Origin of the sequence: Amycolatopsis sp. Poz14 (genome assembly GCF_006704225.1) — a bacterium.
In the GTDB taxonomy this organism is placed as follows: Bacteria; Actinomycetota; Actinomycetes; order Mycobacteriales; family Pseudonocardiaceae; genus Amycolatopsis; species Amycolatopsis nivea.
Map to the genome: position 1 here is coordinate 4,881,450 of NZ_JACLHD010000001.1, position 17,912 is coordinate 4,899,361.

General features: G+C 71.0%; 17 protein-coding genes. 13 read left to right on the forward strand and 4 right to left on the reverse strand.

The window, feature by feature from the left end; genetic code table 11:
- Positions 1 to 90 precede the first annotated feature (90 nt).
- The 10 genes from FKO37_RS23155 (at position 91) to FKO37_RS23200 (ending at position 9,645) form a co-directional block, all read left to right on the forward strand.
- Positions 91 to 1,740 (forward strand): sugar transferase, encoded by a 1,650-nt coding sequence (locus FKO37_RS23155; protein ID WP_238605732.1) that lies wholly within the window; start codon positions 91 to 93, stop codon positions 1,738 to 1,740.
- Positions 1,741 to 1,895: 155 nt separating this feature from the next.
- Positions 1,896 to 2,507, forward strand: coding sequence for a malonic semialdehyde reductase (locus FKO37_RS23160; RefSeq protein WP_238605733.1), 612 nt, complete (start codon positions 1,896 to 1,898; stop codon positions 2,505 to 2,507).
- 155 nt (positions 2,508 to 2,662) lie between these two features.
- The gene (gene thrS, locus FKO37_RS23165; protein ID WP_037815625.1) at positions 2,663 to 4,708 is read left to right on the forward strand and encodes a threonine--tRNA ligase; all 2,046 of its coding nucleotides are present in this window, start codon (positions 2,663 to 2,665) and stop codon (positions 4,706 to 4,708) included.
- Positions 4,705 to 5,247, forward strand: coding sequence for an HIT domain-containing protein (locus FKO37_RS23170; protein ID WP_037815627.1), 543 nt, complete (start codon positions 4,705 to 4,707; stop codon positions 5,245 to 5,247). The genes thrS and FKO37_RS23170 overlap by 4 nt, the downstream gene beginning before the upstream one ends.
- A 50-nt stretch (positions 5,248 to 5,297) precedes the next feature.
- A complete protein-coding gene (locus FKO37_RS23175) occupies positions 5,298 to 5,828 on the forward strand; it encodes a MarR family winged helix-turn-helix transcriptional regulator (protein ID WP_037815629.1) in 531 nt (176 codons plus the stop codon).
- 100 nt (positions 5,829 to 5,928) lie between these two features.
- Positions 5,929 to 6,576, forward strand: a complete 648-nt coding sequence (gene pgsA / locus FKO37_RS23180) for a phosphatidylinositol phosphate synthase (RefSeq protein ID WP_037815631.1) — start codon at positions 5,929 to 5,931, stop codon at positions 6,574 to 6,576.
- Positions 6,573 to 7,475 carry a phosphatidylinositol mannoside acyltransferase gene (locus FKO37_RS23185; protein ID WP_037815633.1) on the forward strand — a complete coding sequence of 301 codons (903 nt, stop codon included), beginning with the start codon at positions 6,573 to 6,575 and terminating at the stop codon, positions 7,473 to 7,475. The genes pgsA and FKO37_RS23185 overlap by 4 nt, the downstream gene beginning before the upstream one ends.
- Before the next feature lie 17 nt (positions 7,476 to 7,492).
- Positions 7,493 to 8,635, forward strand: a complete 1,143-nt coding sequence (locus FKO37_RS23190; protein ID WP_037815685.1) for a glycosyltransferase family 4 protein — start codon at positions 7,493 to 7,495, stop codon at positions 8,633 to 8,635.
- Positions 8,632 to 9,117: a hypothetical protein gene (locus FKO37_RS23195; RefSeq protein WP_043835892.1), complete on the forward strand. Its 486-nt coding sequence runs from the start codon at positions 8,632 to 8,634 to the stop codon at positions 9,115 to 9,117. Before FKO37_RS23190 ends, FKO37_RS23195 begins: the two co-directional genes overlap by 4 nt.
- Before the next feature lie 15 nt (positions 9,118 to 9,132).
- Positions 9,133 to 9,645, forward strand: coding sequence for an XdhC family protein (locus FKO37_RS23200; RefSeq protein WP_238605734.1), 513 nt, complete (start codon positions 9,133 to 9,135; stop codon positions 9,643 to 9,645).
- A gap of 136 nt (positions 9,646 to 9,781) precedes the next feature.
- Here FKO37_RS23200 and FKO37_RS23205 read toward each other — a convergent pair whose 3' ends face one another.
- Positions 9,782 to 11,893: an elongation factor G-like protein EF-G2 gene (locus tag FKO37_RS23205; protein ID WP_238605735.1), complete on the reverse strand. Its 2,112-nt coding sequence runs from the start codon at positions 11,891 to 11,893 to the stop codon at positions 9,782 to 9,784.
- 444 nt (positions 11,894 to 12,337) lie between these two features.
- On the opposite strand from FKO37_RS23205, the gene FKO37_RS23210 reads away from it, so the two are divergent.
- Positions 12,338 to 13,930, forward strand: coding sequence for a M4 family metallopeptidase (locus FKO37_RS23210; RefSeq protein WP_238605736.1), 1,593 nt, complete (start codon positions 12,338 to 12,340; stop codon positions 13,928 to 13,930).
- 136 nt (positions 13,931 to 14,066) lie between these two features.
- Here FKO37_RS23210 and FKO37_RS23215 read toward each other — a convergent pair whose 3' ends face one another.
- Both FKO37_RS23215 and FKO37_RS23220 read right to left on the reverse strand, forming a co-directional pair.
- Positions 14,067 to 14,387 carry an AzlD domain-containing protein gene (locus FKO37_RS23215; protein WP_238605737.1) on the reverse strand — a complete coding sequence of 107 codons (321 nt, stop codon included), beginning with the start codon at positions 14,385 to 14,387 and terminating at the stop codon, positions 14,067 to 14,069.
- Positions 14,387 to 15,082 carry an AzlC family ABC transporter permease gene (locus tag FKO37_RS23220; protein WP_238605738.1) on the reverse strand — a complete coding sequence of 232 codons (696 nt, stop codon included), beginning with the start codon at positions 15,080 to 15,082 and terminating at the stop codon, positions 14,387 to 14,389. The genes FKO37_RS23215 and FKO37_RS23220 overlap by 1 nt, the downstream gene beginning before the upstream one ends.
- 70 nt (positions 15,083 to 15,152) lie before the next feature.
- Here FKO37_RS23220 and FKO37_RS23225 point away from each other — a divergent pair, with 70 nt between their 5' ends.
- Positions 15,153 to 15,716: a helix-turn-helix domain-containing protein gene (locus tag FKO37_RS23225; RefSeq protein WP_037815642.1), complete on the forward strand. Its 564-nt coding sequence runs from the start codon at positions 15,153 to 15,155 to the stop codon at positions 15,714 to 15,716.
- Between the two features lie 465 nt (positions 15,717 to 16,181).
- A complete protein-coding gene (locus FKO37_RS23230; RefSeq protein ID WP_037811256.1) occupies positions 16,182 to 16,658 on the forward strand; it encodes a cupin domain-containing protein in 477 nt (158 codons plus the stop codon).
- 2 nt (positions 16,659 to 16,660) lie between these two features.
- On the opposite strand, the gene FKO37_RS23235 is transcribed toward FKO37_RS23230, so the two are convergent.
- Positions 16,661 to 17,902: an FAD-dependent monooxygenase gene (locus tag FKO37_RS23235; RefSeq protein WP_238605739.1), complete on the reverse strand. Its 1,242-nt coding sequence runs from the start codon at positions 17,900 to 17,902 to the stop codon at positions 16,661 to 16,663.
- Positions 17,903 to 17,912 lie beyond the last annotated feature (10 nt).

The following is a 17,912-nucleotide window of genomic DNA, read 5'->3' on the forward strand; positions in this document are numbered from 1 at the left end:
GTCTCGTGATCACCGGTTGTGATCATCGGCCCTGACTCAGCGTGCCGGTGGCGATCAGGTCCGGGGAGCTTGCGCAGCGCGGGAGGACTGATGGAAGAACCGGTGCGGTCATGGCCCGCGGACAGCGTCGGGCTGCCGCGGGTCGACCTCAGGGCGGTTCCCGCGCCGCCGGTCGACGTGGCGGTGCCGCCGCCCGGCCGGGTCGCGGAAGACCGGCTCGACTCCGCCGCCGAGCACCGGCTGGAGCCTGTCGGCAAGCACCGGCTCGACCCCGCCGCCGAGGACCGCGTGGATCCCGCCGCGGAAGACCGGCTCGATCCCGTCCCGGCGTCCTCGCCGGAAGAAGGCGATCCGCCGAAAACGCACGCCGCGGAGTGGGAGAAACGCTACCGCCGGACGGTCATCGTGTCGGATCTCGTCGCGGCGTGCGTGGTGATCGCGATCAGCGCCTTCGTCATCGACCGGCTGGCGCCGCACGACATGCACGCGTTCGGCACCGCGTTCGCGATCCTCTGCGCCCTTCCGGCCAGCCGGGCCTGGAGTGCCCGGGTGCTGGGGGAGGGTCCCGAGGAGTACCGCACGCTGGGTCGGGCGCTGATCACTGCGGCGGTCTTGGTCGCGTTCGGCGGACTGCTGTTCGGCGCGCTCGAAGTGCAGCCCTGGGTGTTTTTCGTAGTCCCCGCTGTCGCCTTAGTGCTGTTTCCCCAGCGATACGTGCTCCGCCAGATCTTGCACCGGAGACGGCGGCGCGGGCTGTGCCTGCTGCCGGTCATGGCGGCGGGCAGCGCGGAAACGGTCGCGGACCTGATCAAGCGGACGCGGACCGAAGCGCACGTCGGATGGCGGGTCGAGGCGGTCTGCACGTCCACCGGGCACGGGGAGATCGACGGGGTTCCGGTCGTCGGGCGGCTGGAGGAGCTGTCCCGGCACGTGCGCCGCGGCGGGTACCGGGTCGTCGCCATCACAGCCGACCAGTACTGGAATCCCGAGCGGCTGCAGCGGCTCGCCTGGGATCTCGAAGGCACCTCGTCGGAAATGGTCGTCGCGCCGGTGCTGATGGAGGTCGCCGGGCCGCGGCTGAACGTCAGCGGAGTCCTGGGCATGCCGCTGCTTCGGGTGACCGCGCCCGCGTTCACCGGCGGGCGCCGGTTGGTCAAAGAGGTCGTCGACCGCTGCGGCGCGACCTTGCTGCTGGCGCTGTTCTCCCCGGTGCTGCTGGCGATCGCGGTGGCGGTGAAGGCGGGCGACCGCGGTCCGGTGGTCTACCGGCAGCGGCGCATCGGCAAGGACGGCGAAGCGTTCACCATGCTCAAATTCCGCACCATGGTCGTGAACGCGCACCTCATCCGGCGCGACCTGGAGAACGCGAACGAAGGCGCAGGGCCGCTTTTCAAAATGAAGAAGGACCCGCGGGTCACCAAGGTCGGCGGGCTGCTGCGCCGGTACTCGCTCGACGAGCTGCCGCAGCTGTTCAACGTCGTCTCCGGGCGGATGTCGCTGGTCGGGCCCCGGCCGCCGCTGCCGGAGGAGACGGCGACGTACGCTCCGGCCGCGCGCCGCAGGCTGCTGGTGAAGCCGGGGCTGACCGGGCTGTGGCAGGTGAGCGGGCGCAGCGACCTTTCCTGGGACGAGAGCATCCGGCTCGACCTGCGCTACGTCGAGGACTGGTCGCTGGCACTGGACCTGGTGATCCTCTGGAAGACCTTCCGCGCGGTCCTCGCCGGGCAGGGCGCCTACTGACCTGCGAAGATCGTTCCTTCCGCGGCCGCCGGCCCCGTAACGGGCCGGCGGCCTTCCTGTGCGCTGAGTCACAACCGGGCCGTGAGCGAAATAGTCAAGCGTTCAACCATGTTGGTGCCGTGCGTAGGCGACAGCACGGAAGGAACGCCGAACCGATGACTACTTTCGCAGAGTCCCAGCAGCTGCAGGTGCCCGCCGAGGTGCAGGACCTGCTGTTCCGCGAGGCGCGCACGGCCAACAGCTTCAGCTCGGAGCCGGTGACCGACGAGCAGGTCCGCGCGATCTACGACCTCGTCAAGTGGGCCCCGACCTCGATGAACACCCAGCCGCTGCGCGCGCTGGTGATCCGCAGCGACGAGGCCAAGCAGCGCCTGCTGCCGCACATGGCCGAGGGCAACCGCGCGAAGACCGAGGCCGCGCCGCTGACCGTGATCCTCGCCGCGGACGTCGACTTCCACGAGAACATCCCGCAGACCTTCCCGCACAACCCCGGGGTGAAGGACATGTTCGCCGAGGAGTCCGGCCGCGTCGAGTTCTCCAAGCTGAACTCGCTGCTGCAGGTCGGCTACTTCATCATCGGCGTGCGCGCCGCCGGGCTGGCCGCGGGCCCGATGACCGGCTTCGACGCCGCGGGCGTCGACAAGGAGTTCTTCTCCGGCAACAACTGGCGTTCGCTCGTCGCGGTGAACATCGGCAAGCCGGGCGAGAACCCGTGGTTCGACCGCCTGCCGCGGCTCGACTTCGACCAGGTCGTCGACACTCTCTGATCCTTCCCGCGCCGCCGGGAGGCCGCCCCGCACGCCCGGGGCGGCCTTTCGGCGTCCGGGGGCAGTGTTGGCTGACGGCGGTCGAATCGGCGAACCCGCCGACGGCTAGCATCAGCGGAAGCCGTTTCAGTCACATCTCCCAAAGGAGTCCGATCGTGTCCCAACCGTCGTCAGCTGCCGCCGTACCCGCCCCGCGCGTGGTGGTGCCGGCGGGCACTACGGCGGGCGCCGCGGTGCGCGAAGCCGGGCTGCCCACCAAGGGCCCGGACACGATCGTCGTCGTCCGCGACGCCGATGGGAAGCTGCGCGACCTCGCGTGGGCGCCGGAAGCCGAAGCCCAGGTCGAGGCCGTCGCGGCGAACACCGAGGACGGCCGCAGCGTGATCCGGCACTCCGCCGCGCACGTGCTCGCCCAGGCCGTGCAGCAGGAATTCCCGGACGCCAAGCTCGGCATCGGCCCGCCGGTGCGCGACGGCTTCTACTACGACTTCGCCGTCGAAAAGCCGTTCACGCCCGAGGATCTGCAGAAGCTCGAGAAGCGGATGAAGCAGATCGTCAAGGGCGCGCAGCAGTTCTCGCGCCGCGTGTTCGCCTCCGCCGACGAGGCCAAAGAGGAACTGGCGAACGAGCCGTTCAAGCTCGAGCTGGTGGACCTCAAGTCCGATGTGGACGCTGTGGACACCAGCGAGGTCATGGAGGTGGACAGTTCCTCCTCTGGCGAGCTGACCATCTACGACAACCTCGACCCGCGCACCAAGGAGCGCGTGTGGAGCGACCTCTGCCGCGGCCCGCACGTGCCCACCACCAAGTTCATCCCGGCCTTCAAGCTCACCCGGGTGGCCGCCGCGTACTGGCGCGGCAACGAGAAAAACCCGCAGCTGCAACGGATCTACGGCACCGCGTGGGAATCGGCCGAGGCGCAGGACGCCCACCTCGAGCGCATCGCCGAGGCGGAGCGCCGCGACCACCGCAAGCTCGGCGCGGAGCTGGACCTGTTCTCCTTCCCCGAGGAGATCGGCTCCGGCCTGCCGGTGTTCCACCCCAAGGGCGGCATCATCCGCCGCGAACTGGAGAACTACTCGCGCCGCCGCCACGAGGAGGCCGGCTACGAGTTCGTGAACACGCCGCACATCTCCAAGGGCGACCTGTTCCACACCTCCGGGCACCTCCCGTACTACGCGGACACCATGTTCCCGCCGGTGCAGTTCGAGGAAGAGGACTACTACCTCAAGGCCATGAACTGCCCGATGCACAACCTGATCTTCCGCTCGCGCGGGCGGTCCTACCGCGAACTGCCGCTGCGGCTGTTCGAATTCGGCACCGTCTACCGCTACGAGAAGTCCGGCGTCGTGCACGGCCTCACCCGCGTGCGCGGCCTGACGATGGACGATTCGCACATCTACTGCACCAAGGAGCAGATGCCGTCCGAACTGCGGTCGCTGCTCAAGTTCGTGCTGGACCTGCTGGCCGACTACGGCCTGTCCGACTTCTACCTCGAACTGTCCACCCGGGGCGACTCGGACAAGTTCATCGGCGAGGACTGGGAGTGGGAGGAGGCCACCGAGACGCTGCGCCAGGCCGCCGTCGACTCCGGCCTCGAACTGGTGCCGGACCCGGGCGGCGCGGCCTTCTACGGCCCGAAGATCTCGGTGCAGGCGAAGGACGCCATCGGCCGCACCTGGCAGATGTCGACCATCCAGCTCGACTTCAACCAGAACAAGCGGTTCGGCCTCGAGTACACCGCGTCCGACGGCAGCCGCCAGCGGCCGATCATGATCCACCGCGCGCTGTTCGGCTCGATCGAGCGGTTCTTCGGCGTGCTGACCGAGCACTACGCGGGCGCGTTCCCAGCGTGGCTGTCGCCGGTGCAGACGGTCGCCATCCCGATCACCGCCGACCAGGTCGAGTACCTGCGCGGCGTGGAGAAGGCGTTGCGCGCCAAGGGGATCCGCGTCGAGGTCGACGCGAGCGACGACCGGATGCAGAAGAAGATCCGCACGCACACCACGCAGAAGGTGCCGTTCCTGCTGCTGGCCGGCGCGAAGGACGCGGAGGCGGGCGCGGTGTCGTTCCGGTTCCGCGACGGCGGCCAGATCAACGGGATCCCGGTGGACCAGGCGGTCGACGCGATCGCCGAATGGGTCGAGCGCCGGGAGAACGCGTCGCCGTCGGCCGAGGCCGTGGAGAAGATCCTGAAGTGACCGAGCCGGAACTCGTCGAACAGGACGGGGTCGGGGTCCCGGACGCGCTGCAGCGGCTGTGGACCCCGCACCGGATGGCCTACATCCGCGGCCAGGACAAGCCCGAGGGCGAGGAGTCCGACGGCTGCCCGTTCTGCCGTCTGCCCGGTCTCGGCGACGACAAGCGCGCGCTGATCGTCGCGCGAGGCGAAACCGTGTTCGCGGTGCTGAACCTGTACCCGTACAACCCGGGGCACCTGATGGTGGTCCCGTACCGGCACGTCGCGGACTACCCGGACCTGACGCCCGAGGAGACGCGCGAGCTGGCCGAGTTCACCCAGCACGCGATGGGCGTCATCCGGGCGGTCTCGGCGGCGCACGGGTTCAACATCGGGATGAACCAGGGCGTGATCGCCGGGGCGGGCATCGCCGCGCACCTGCACCAGCACCTGGTGCCGCGCTGGGGCGGCGACGCGAACTTCATGCCGGTGATCGGGCACACGAAGGTGCTGCCGCAGCTGCTCGGCGAAACCCGCGACCTGCTCGCGGGCGCGTGGTGAGGCCCGTAGCGCGGCGGTAATTGAGTGCTCAACCAGCGTATGATGACGATATGTCCGAACCACGCTGGCTGACCGACGAAGAGCAGCGGGTCTGGCGCGCCTACGCCCAGGCCAGTTCGCTGCTGCACGCCCACCTCGAAGGACAGCTGCAGCACGAGTCGGGCATGCCGCACACGTACTACGAGGTGCTCGTCGCGCTGTCCGAAGCGGAGGGACGGCGGCTGCGGATGAGCGAACTCGCGTCGGTGCGCGGTTCGTCGCGCAGCAGGCTGTCGCACGCGGTGGCGCGGCTGGAGGCGAAGGGCTGGGTCCAGCGCGAGTCGTGCCCCACGGACAAGCGAGGGTCGTGGGCGGTGCTCACCGACTCCGGGTTCGCCGCGCTGGAGGAGGCCGCGCCCGGGCACGTCGAGGCGGTCCGGGAGACGCTGTTCGACCAGCTGAGCGCCGAGCAGGTGCGCCAGCTCGGCGAGATTTCCGAGGCGATCCTGGCCGGGCTGCGGCCCAAGTGCCAGGCCGTCCGGGAGGCCGAGGAGGCGGCTGAATTGGCCGCGCCGCTCGCCGAACTGCCGAAATCCGGCTGACGTTCCGGCGGGTCGCGGGCGGGCGGGTCCGGTTCGGACAGCGGGGTCGATAGGCTTTCGTCGCCCACCCGCCCCCGAATCAGGTGCACAGACGAGGAAGATGCTCAACATTTTCGCCCGTGCCTCGGTCTCCCGTGTGACGGACCCGATCGGCGCCGCCCTGGTCCGCGCCGGACTGACCCCGAACGCGATGACCGTGCTCGGCACCGCGGGCGCCGTCGCGTGCGCGCTGGCGTTCTTCCCGCAGGGGATGCTGCTGTGGGGCACGTTCACCGTGTGGGGCTTCGCCATGCTCGACCTGCTCGACGGCGCGATGGCCCGCGCCCGCGGGTACGGCACGCCCTTCGGCGCGGTGCTCGACGCGACGTGCGACCGGCTGGTCGACGGCGCGCTGTTCGCCGCGATCGCGTGGTGGTGCTTCGTCCAGGACCACAACAACCGGGCCGCGGCCGCCGCGCTGATCTGCCTCGTGCTGGCCCAGGTCATTTCCTACGTGAAGGCGCGCGCCGAAGCGTCCGGCCTCGAAGCCGACGGCGGGCTGGTGGAACGCGCGGAGCGGCTCATCATCGCCCTCGTCGGCACCGGGCTGCACGGCTTGGGCGTGCCCTACACCGTCGAGATCACGCTGTGGCTGCTCGCCGTGCTGTCGGTGGTCACGCTGCTGCAGCGGGCCGCGGCGGTGGCGAGCGCGGCGCGGGCGGCCGCGGCGAAACAGGCCGACTCATCGGCAGGCGGGGCGCAACCGTGAGCACACTGTCCCAGCGGCTCAGCGAGTTCGGCTACGCGACGGGCTGGCGGTTCGTCCGGCGGGTGCCGAAGTCGTTCGGGTCGGCGACCTTCGCCTTCGGCGCCGACATGGCCGCGCGGCGCGGCGGCGGGGGAGTGCGGCAGCTGCGCGCCAACCTCGCGCGCGTCGTGCCGCAGGCAGGCGAAGCGGAGCTGGACGAGCTGGTGCGGCGCGCGATGCGGTCGTACGCGCGGTACTGGTTCGAGACCTTCCGGCTCCCGGCGATGGACCACGCGGCGGTCGCGAAGCAGGTGACGGTGACCGGCGCGGAGAACATCGACGCCGCGCTCGCCGAGGGCAACGGCGCGGTGATGACGCTGCCCCACAGCGGGAACTGGGACATCGCCGGAGTCTGGCTCGCGAGTTACGCGGGCACCTTCACCACAGTCGCGGAACGGCTCAAGCCCGAATCGCTGTACCGCCGGTTCGTGTCGTTCCGGGAGTCGCTCGGCTTCGAGATCGTGCCGCTGACCGGCGACAGCGCGGCGATGCGGCTGCTGCTGCGGCGGCTGCGCGAGAACAAGGTGGTGGTCCTGCTGGGGGACCGGGACCTGACGTCGTCCGGGATCCCGGTGCGGTTTTTCGGCGAGCAGACCCACCTGCCGCCCGGCCCGGCGCGGCTCGCGGCCACCACCGGCGCGGCGCTGCTGCCGACCGGCTGCTGGTTCACCGAGGACGGCTGGGAGATCCGGATCCACCCGCGCATCCGCGTCACCGCGCGGGCCGAGGTGCCCGCCGCGACACAGGCGCTGGCCGACGTGTTCGCCGGCGACATCGCCGCGCATCCGGCCGACTGGCACATGCTGCAGCCGTTCTGGCCCGCCGACGCGGCGGCGACGGCGCTGGAAGAAGCGAGCTGACCCGGGTGGCGCGCGGGTTGAAGATCGGGATCGTGTGCCCGTACTCGTTCGACGTTCCGGGCGGGGTCCAGGGACACGTGATCGACCTGGCGAAGGCGCTGCTCGAACGCGGGCACCGGGTGTCGGTGCTGGCCCCGGCGGACGAGGACGCGCAGCTGCCGGATTTCGTGCACCCGGCGGGCAAGGCGCTGGGGATCCCGTACAACGGCTCGGTCGCGCGGCTGCAGTTCGGGCCGGTTTCCTACGCCCGGGTGCGGCGCTGGATCCGGGACAACGGCTTCGACGTGCTGCACCTGCACGAACCGGCCGCGCCGAGCCTGTCGCTGCTGGCGCTGAAGGTCGCGGACGGGCCGATCGTGGCCACCTTCCACACCGCGACGACGCGCTCGCGGACGCTGGCGGCGTTCCAGCCGGTGCTGCGTCCGCTGCTGGAGAAGATCACCGCGCGGATCGCGGTGTCCGCGCTGGCCCGGCGGGTGCAGGTGGAGCACGCGGGCGGCGACGCGGTCGAGATCCCGAACGGCGTGGACGTCGACTTCTTTTCCCGCGCGCTGCCGCTGGACGGCTACCCGCGGGCGGGCGGGACGATCGGGTTCGTCGGCCGGTTCACCGAACCGCGCAAGGGCATGGACGTGCTGCTGGAGGCCGCGCGGCGGCTGCTGCCGGAGTTCGAGGACCTGCGGCTGCTCGTGGTCGGCCGCGGCGAGCCGGAGCAGTTGCGGCGGATGGCCGGGCCGCAGCTGTGGCCGCACATCGAGCTGCTGGGCCAGGTCGACGACGAGACGAAGGCGCGTGCGCTGCGCAGCGTGGACGTCTACTGCGCACCCAACACCGGCGGCGAAAGCTTCGGGATGATCCTCACCGAGGCGATGGCGGCGGGAACCGCGGTGCTGGCGAGCGGCCTCGACTCGTTCCGCCGCGTCCTCGACGACGGCCGCGCCGGAATGCTCACCACGACCGGCGACCCGGTCTCCCTGGCCGACGGCCTGCGCGAACTCCTGGGCGACCCGGCGCACCGCGCGTCGCTCGCCGCCGCGGCAGGAGAGCGGGTGACCGCGTACGACTGGGGGGTCGTGGTCACGCAGGTGCTGCGGGTGTACGAGACGGCCATCGCGGCGGATCCCCGGCTGGTCGCGGCGGGGGAGCGGGAGCTCGCGTGACGGTGCTGGTGTGGCTGCTCGTGGCGGCGGCCGCGATCGTGGTGCTCGGCGGGCTGTTCCTGGTCGCGACTGCGAACCGGCTCGACCGCCTGCACGTCCGGACCGACGCGGGCTGGGCCGCTCTGGAAGCCGCTCTCGCGCGCCGAGCCGTGGTTGCCCGAGCCGTCGCCGCGGTCCTGCACGACGGTGCTGAACTGCACGCTGCAGCCGCTCGCGCCGAAGCTGCCGCGCGGCCGGACCGCGAGGCCGCGGAGAACGAACTGACGCTGGTCCTGGCCCCGATCGACCGGTCCCGGCTGCCGGTCGTGCTCGCCGAGGAACTGACCGACGCCGAACACCGCGTCGTCATCGCCCGCCGCGTGCACAACGACGCGGTGCGGGACACGCTGGCGCTGCGGCGGCGGCGGAAGGTGCGGTACTTCAAGCTCGCCGGGACCGCGCCGCTGCCGGAGTACTTCGAATTCGCCGAGCCGGACCTCTGAGGCAGACTGAGGCGCATGACGACCGAACCCGATGCCTGCGCCGTCGCACACGGCGAGGTCGAAGAACCGCCCGCCGAACGGACCCTGGTGGCCGTGTTCGCCTCGCCGGTGGCCCGGTACCTGCTGCGCTACGCGGCCGACCTGGGCTACCACGCCGTGCTGTTCGAGCCGGACGAGGCGCGGGCCAGCGATGTCCCGGAAGGCGTCGAAGTCCGCACCACCGCGCCGTCTCCGGGAGCGGACGCGGACGTCGTCGTGACCGACCACCACCGCCCGGAACTCGGAACAGTCCTGCAAGCCGCACTGGCGACGCCGACGCGGTGGGTGGGCGTGCTGGGCAACCCGCGGCATCCGGGACCGCACGTGGAAGCCCTGCGCGCACTGGGCGTGGCGGAACCGGACATCGCGCGGGTGCACCGGCCGGTCGGGCTGAACATCGGCTCGCGCACCCCGGCGGAAATCGCGATCGCGACGCTGGCCGGATTGGTGGCGGACCGCAACGGGCGGCCGGGCGGCTTCGAGTTCTGACTCGCGAGCGGCGATGCGCCCCAATGCCACATTGGGTGCGTCCCATGCACCCAATGTGGCATTGGGGCGCTTGCCTCGTGGCAGGTCGTGAGCGGCGGTGCCGGTTCTAACCGGCATCAACACGCACGAGACGCGCTCAGGTCGGTACCGCCGCCCCCTGCGGCATCGGCTCGAACCGGGCGTGCCGCCGGGTGAACGTGGCCGTTCCCGAGGTCAGCGAGCGCAGATCCACCGCGTACCGCAGCAGTTCCGCCGCGGGCACCTCGGCGTGCACGACGGTGTGCCCGCCTTCGCCGGATTCCGTGCCCAGCACGCGGCCACGGCGGGAGGACAGGTCGCCCAGCACCGTGCCCAGGTGTTCGTCCGGCAGGCTCACCTCGACCGTGTCCAGCGGTTCCAGCAGCGAGATCCGGCTGGCCGCCGCCGCTTCCCGCAGGGCGAGCGCGCCCGCGGTCTGGAACGCCGCGTCCGACGAGTCGACGCTGTGCGCCTTCCCGTCGGTCAGCGTCACGCGCACGTCCACCACCGGATAGCCGTCCTGGACGCCGCGTTGCAGCTGCGCGCGCACGCCCTTCTCGACGCTCGGGATGAACTGGTGCGGCACCGCGCCGCCGACCACCTTGTCCACGAACTCGAATCCGCCGCCGCGCGGCAGCGGCTCGACTTCGATGTCGCACACCGCGAACTGCCCGTGCCCGCCGGACTGCTTCACGTGCCGTCCGTGGCCTCGCGCCGGTTTCGCGAACGTGGCGCGCAGGCTGATCCGCACCGGCTCGGTGCCGACGTCCGCGCCGCCCGCGCGCAGCCGCGACAGGACCACCTCCGCGTGCGCCTCGCCCATGCACCACAGCACGAGCTGCCCGGTTTCCGCGTTCCGTTCCAGGCGCAGGGTCGGATCGCCCGCGACGAGCCGGGAAAGGTTGCGGGACAACGTGTCCTCGTCGCTGCGGGACTTCGCGACGACGGCGACCGGCAGCAGCGGTTCGGGCATCCGCCACGGTTTGATCAGCAGCGGATCGTCCGGCGACGACACCGTGTCGCCGGTTTCGGCGGACCCCACTTTGGTGAGCGCGCACAGATCGCCCGCGACGCAGAACGGCACCTCGCGCAGGTTCGCGCCGAGCGGCGAGTAGAGGTGGGCGACGCGTTCGTCGGCGTCGTGGTCTTCGTGGCCGCGTTCGGCGAGGCCGTGGCCGGAGACGTGCACCGGGTGCTCCGGCCGCAGCGTCCCGGAAAACACCCGGACGAGCGAAACCCGTCCCACGTACGAGTCGACCGCGGTGCGCACGACCTCGGCGGCGAGCGGCCCGTCCGGATCGGCGGACAGCGCGGCGTGCTCGGCGCCGTCGGGGCTGGTCACGCCGGGCGGGGTGTGCTCCAGCGGCGAGGGGAAGGCGCGCACGATGCCGTCGAGCACCTCGGCGAGCCCGACCCCGCTGGTCGCGCACACCGGGATGACCGGGTGGAACGAACCGCGCGCGACGGCCGTCTCGAGGTCGGCGATCAGCACGTCCTCGGCGATCTCCTCGCCGCCGAGGTAGCGGTCCATGAGGGTCTCGTCCTCGCTCTCGGCGATGATGCCCTCGATCAGCTCGTTGCGGGCTTCGGCGAACTCCTCGGCCACGGCCGGGTCCGGCTCGCCCACGCGCGGCGGGTAGCCGGCGGAATAGTCGTAGCGGCGCTGGGTGACGAGGCCGACCAGGCCGTCCGGCGCCGGAAGGTACAGCGGCAGCACGCCCGCGCCGAAGGCGGCTTGGCAGGCGGCGATCTCGGCGAGCGGGTCGGCGCGGTGGTGGTCGAGCCGGGACACGACGACGGCGCGCGGCATGCCCACCGACGCGCATTCCTCCCACACCGCGACGGTGGCGGCGTCCACGCCCTCGGCGGCGCAGACGACGAACAGCGCGGCGTCCGCGGCGCGCAGCCCGGCGCGCAGCTCGCCCACGAAATCGGCGTACCCCGGGGTGTCGATGAGGTTGATTTTGTGCCCGGCGTGCAGCACCGGGGCGACGGAAAGCCCGACCGAGCGCTGCTGGCGCACCGCGGCGGGGTCGTGGTCGCACACCGTGGTGCCCTCGACGACCGAACCGGCGCGCGGCACCGTGCCGGACGCGGCGAGCAGTGCCTCGGTGAGCGTGGTCTTCCCGGAACCGGAAGGCCCGACGAGGACGACGTTGCGCACCTTGGCGGGGTCGTCCACAGCGACGGCGGCCCCGGGGTCGGCACTCCTGTTCTGCTTGTCGGCCATGACGGCCTCCTCAGCGACGGCGGATGGAAGAACTGTGTCTCCGATCACACACCCGCGACCCGCCGGGAAGCAAGGCGAACGGCCCGGGACCAGCCGTTCGCTGACCGCGGGATGCGGGCGCGCCAGTCCGGTCGAGTCCACTGTGGACAGCGGAAAGCGTACTGTCTACAAAGGATTCACCGGCTCATTGCCGCCGGATTCATCCGGAACGCCGGACTGCTGCCGGGGTGGGCGAGTGGCGATTCTTGGGCGGAACGCGGAATTTCCGGAAAGCGGGCACCGGAAATGGGGACCCATGCGCCGAAGTTGATAAATTAACGACCTTCGTCGGTTGTCCGGAGTGGGAAAAAACCCGACTCTTGGCGGGGTTCGATCCCATTCCACTTCCGAATCCGGCCCCCACCCCCGGGCCTGATCCGGCCTGTCCGGAGGAGAACACCGCCGATGAAATCGCGCCGACCGCTCGTGCTGCTCGCAGCCGGGGTGCTGGCCGGGGCCGTCACCACGGCCACCGCAGCACACGCGCAACCGCTCGAACCGCAGAGTCCGCAGGCCGCCGAAGCCATGGCGGCCACCGCCGCGCAGGCGCTGGTCGCCTCCCGGCCCGCCGCGCTGCACGCCGGCAAGGACGACGTTTTCCAGCAGCACAAGGTGATCTCGTCGGTCAACGGCCTGAAATACGTGCCGTACGACCGCTCGTACAAGGGTCTCCCGGTGATCGGCGGCGACTTCGTCGTGGCCACGAACTCGGCCGGGCAGGTGCTCGCCACCTCGGTCGCGCAGACCGCCGCGATCGACCTGCCCAGCACGTCGCCGAAGCTGACCGCCAAGCAGGCCGAAGCGATCGCCCGCACTCAAGTGCCCACAGTGGACAGCGTGCAGCCCGCGACGCTCGCCACTTATGCCTTGGGCAGCCCGAAACTCGCCTGGACGACCCGGGTGACCGGGCGGAACGCGGAAGGGCCGAGCAAGCTGGACGTCGTCGTCGACGCGATGACCGGAAAGGTTCTGCACACGCAGGAACACGTGGCGTACGGCGACGCGCAGGGCGTGTGGAACGGCCCGGAGCCGCTGCACCTCGACACGTCCTCGGACGGCGCGGGCGGATACTCGATGACCGACCCGAACATCGCGAACCTCAGCTGCCAGGACGCGGACACCCAGCAGACCTTCACCAAGTCGACGGACAGCTGGGGCAACGGCGACGAGACCGACCGGGAAACCGGCTGCGCCGACGCGCTGTACGGCATCCAGCAAGAGAACAAGATGCTGTCGCAATGGCTGGGCCGCAACAGCTTCGACGGCAACGGCGGCGCCTGGCCGATCCGCGTCGGCCTCAACGAGCAGAACGCCTACTACGACGGCACCCAGGTCCAGGTCGGGAACAACACCGCGGGCCAGTGGATCGGCTCGCTCGACGTGATCGGGCACGAGTTCGGCCACGGCATCGACGACCACACCCCGGGCAGCATGTCCGGCAGCGGCACCCAGGAATTCGTCGCGGACGTCTTCGGCGCCTCGTCGGAGTGGTTCGCGAACGAGCCCGCGCCGTACGCGGTCCCGGACTTCCTTGTCGGCAACCAGGTGAACCTCGTCGGCAGCGGGCCGATCCGCAACATGTACGACCCGTCCCAGCTCGGCCACGCGAACTGCTACGACAGCTCGATTCCCGGCACCGAGGTGCATGCCGCGGCCGGCCCCGGCAACCACTGGTTCTACCTCCTCGCCGAGGGGTCGAACCCGACCAACGGCCAGCCGACCAGCCCGACCTGCAACAACTCGACGGTCACCGGGCTCGGCGTGAAGACCGCGGTGCAGATCTTCTACAACGCGATGCTGCTCAAGACCAGCGGCAGCTCCTACCAGAGCTACCGCACCTGGACGCTGACCGCGGCGAAGAACCTGTTCCCCAACGGCTGCACCGAATTCAACTCGGTGAAGGCGGCGTGGGACGCGGTGAGCGTGTCGGCCCAGCCGGACGAACCGACGTGCGGCGCGGTCGGCACGACCGGTTCGCGGGCTGTTTCCGTTCGATGAACCGAAACTGATTTCCCCGCCGATCAGGCGCGGGGGACGAGCATTCGTCTCCCGCGCCTGATCGGTATTTTCCCGCCGGAAGATTGAGCGCGGAAAATTCCGCCGGGAATTCGCTGCGCAATTGTTCCGGGAACGGTTACGGCACCCCGGCGAGCCGGAGCAGCGCCGCCGTCGCCGCCGCTGCGATCACGACCACCACGAACGGGGCCTTCCGCCACGCGAGCACCCCGCCCACCAGCACGCCGGCGGGCCGGGCGATTCCGGCGAATTCGTGCCCCTCGGTCAGCGCACTGGTCGCGACCAGCGCGGCGAGCAGCACCACCGCCGACAGCGTCATCAGCCGTTCGGCCCTCGGGGACAATCGCACTTTCGTGCGCAGCAGCGGCCCGGCGAGCCGGAACGCGAACGTCCCGGCCGCCAGCACGAGCGTCGCGATGATCAGTTCCGCGCCGTCCATCAGTGCGCTCCTTCCAGGGACTTCGGCTCCTTCGCGGCGGCGCCCGCGACCACTCCGACCAGCGCCAGCAGCACCGGCAGGCCCGCCGGGAGCAGGGGAGTGGCCGCGAGCGCGACCACCACGCCGATCAGCACCGGCAGCCGCGACGCCCGGTCCTTCAGCGATGGCAGCACCAGCGCCAGCAGCACCGCCGGGAAGGCGGCGTCCAGGCCGAACGCGTCGGTGTCGCTGATCGCGGACCCGGCGAACGCGCCCACGACGACCCCGAGGTTCCAGCACACGAAGAGCCCGGCGCCGCACGCCCAGTACGCCGCCCGCCGCCGGGCCGCGTCGCGCTGGGTCAGCGCGAACGCCACCGATTCGTCGATCATCAGGTGGCTTCCGGCCAGCCGTCCGAGCAGCCCGCGCCCGAGCGCGTCGCCGACCGCGAAGCCGAACGGCACGTGCCGCGCGTTCACCAGCAGTCCCGCGGCCACCGCGGCGAGCGGATTGCCGCCCGAGGCGACGATGCCGACGAACATGAACTGCGACGCGCCGGCGAAAACCAGCAGGGAGAGCAGCATCGGCGCCCACAGCGGGAAGCCGGAGCCCACCGCGATGGCGCCGTAGGACACGCCTACGAGGGTGTCGGCCAGGCACACGAGACCGATGTCGCGGGCGAGGCCGCGGTCGAGTGTTCGCCAAATCGAACGCATAGTGTCCTATGCTGAACACGTCGGGGCCTGTTCGTCAAGGCGAACGAGAAGACTGATGGAGCGAACACACATGCCGAACGAGAGCACGGGTGCGCCGCTGGAGATCATCGCGGCGTCCCTGCGCCGCGAGCGGGCCCGCGCCGGCCTCTCGCTGACCGAGGTCGCGCGCCGGGCCGGCCTGGCGAAATCCACGTTGTCCCAGCTGGAATCGGGGGCGGGCAACCCGAGCGTGGAGACGCTGTGGGCGCTCGGCGTCGCGCTGGACGTGCCGTTCTCCCGGCTGGTCGAACCGGAGCGGCAGGAGGTGAAGGTGATCCGCGCGGGCAAGGGCCCGACGGTGTTCGCCGAACACGCCGACTACGCGTGCACGCTGCTGTCCGCGTGCCCGTCCGCGGCTCGCCGGGACATCTACCTGGTCAGCGCCGAGCCCGGCGTCCCGCGGCGGTCGGATCCGCACATGAGCGGCGTGGTCGAGCACACCGTCCTGTGCGCCGGCCGCGCGCGGATCGGCATCATGGACGACCCGGTTGAGCTGCTGCCGGGGGACTACATCTGCTATCCGGGGGACGTGCCGCACATCTTCGAGGCACTGGAACCGGGGACGTTCGGGGTGGAGATCTCCGAGTACAACTGAGCGCCCGCGCAGCTCAGGTTCAAAGCCGTGAGGGGAACCCCGACGGAATCAGATTCCCCCAGGGTTCCCCTCACGTACCGCGGCGGGCACCCGCGCGAAGGCGACGAGATCGCGGCCCATTGCTAAAGCGCGAGCCGTCCGATGCTGCCGGACTCGTCCGTATCGAGTCCTTCGAGGCCGCGCGACCAACGCGGTCGTCTACAGCGAATGCGCGCGGATCCGCGTTTACCCGGGCGAACCCACTGGGGTCGAATGCCGCTTCACCAACCCGGTTTTCCCCGGGACGACGCTGTCGGTCCACGCGGGCCGGACGCTTCGCGATGCCGTCGCCTTCGAGGTCCGCACGACAGACGGGACACCGGTTCTCGCGGACGGCGTTCTCGCGTTCTCGTGAATGGCACCTGTACACCGGCGTCCGGATAGCGCAGAGTCCCTGTCGGACGAAACCATCGGCCAGGAGGTGTGATGACCGGCGAGGAAATCGTGCTAGGTCCCCTGCCCAAGGGGATCACGCCCGCCCGCGAGGGCATGCGGAACAAGGTGTGGAACGTGCTCGGCCACACCTACTCGATGAAGGCGGCCAGCGAATCGAGCTTCGCGTTCGAGACCCTCGATCCGCCCGGCACCGGGGTGCCGCCGCACGTCCATCCGACCCAGGACGAGCACATCTACATCCTGGAGGGCGTCTTCACGCTCTACCTCGACGGCCAGTGGGAGACCGCCGGTCCCGGCGACACCGTGCGGATGCCGAAGGGGCTCCCGCACGCTTATTACAACCGCAGCGAGGGCATGACCCGGGGGCTGTTCTGGGTGAGCCCGGCGGGGAAGCTCGCGACGCTGTTCGACAAGCTGCACAACCTGACCGACCCGGCCGAGGTGGTCCGGGTGTCGGCGCTGCACGACGTCGACTTCCTGCCGCCCGGTTCGGTGGAGGGCGCCTGACCTCAGGTGCGGTTCACCTGCTGCTGGGACGCCCCGGAAGCCTGTGCGTAGCCGCTGACGATCGCGTCGAGCGTCGCCGCGTCGATGACGTCCTCGAGACGGTCGAAGCCGTCCGGCGCGCGCCGCTCGACCTCGTCGATGACGTTTTCCGGGCCGCCCCGGCGGTTGCGCAGCACGATCTCGCCGGTGGCGGCCAGCCGGTCGGCTTCGTACGCGCGCAGCGCCTCGGCGGGATCGGCGTGCCGCGTCAGCTGCGCGGCGAGACTGGACGCGTCGAGAATCGCCTGGCCGGCGCCGTTGGAGCCCATCGGGTACATCGGATGGGCGGCGTCGCCGAGCAGCGTCACGCGTCCGTGCGACCAGGCGGGCAGCGGATCCCGGTCGCACATCGGGAACTCAAAGATCTCCTCGGTGGCCTCGGCCAGCGCGGCGTGGTCGACCTCCGGGCACCGGAACTTCCCGACGTGCCGGGCGAGCTCCGCGCGGTCGCCGGGCTTGGCCCAGTCCTGCCGGTCCGGGGGAGGGTCGCCGGGCCGCCCGGTCTGAACGCAGACCGCCCAGTTGGTGAGCCGGGTGCCCGCGCTCCGGCCCGGCCCGATCGGGTAGATCACCAGCTTGGCCGCGGTGCCGCCGGAGACGATCATCGAAGCGCCGCCGCCGAACGCGGGCCAGTCGGTGGCGCCGCGCCACATCAAGACCCCGTTCCAGCGCGGCGGCCCTTCCTCGGGGAACAGGAGTGACCGCGCGGCCGAGTGGATCCCGTCGGCCGCCACCAGGACGTCCCCGGCCACGGTCACCTCTTCGCCGCTTCCCCGCTCCGCGAAACGCACCCGCACGCCCTGCGCGTCCTGCTCGAACCCAGTCAGCCGATGCCCGGTCCGCACCGCCTCCGGACCGAGGCGGGTCTGGACCGCTTGCAGCAGCATGTTCCGCAGCCTGCCGCGGTGCAGGCAGTACTGGGGGAGCGTGAACCCGGCGTCGAGCCCGCACGGCTTGCGCAGGATCACCTGCCCGAGCCGATGGGTGTAGAACAGCTCGCGGGTGCGGATCCCGATCTCGTCCAGCTGACCGAGCAACCCGAGCGCGGCGAGCTCCTTGACCGCGTGCGGCAAGGCATTGATCCCGACCCCGAGCTCGGCGACGCGGGTGCTCTGTTCGTACACCGCGCATTCGATGCCTTCGCGGTGCAGCCGCAGGGCAGCGGTCAGCCCGCCGATGCCCGCGCCGGCGATGACGACCTTCACGTGCGGCCTC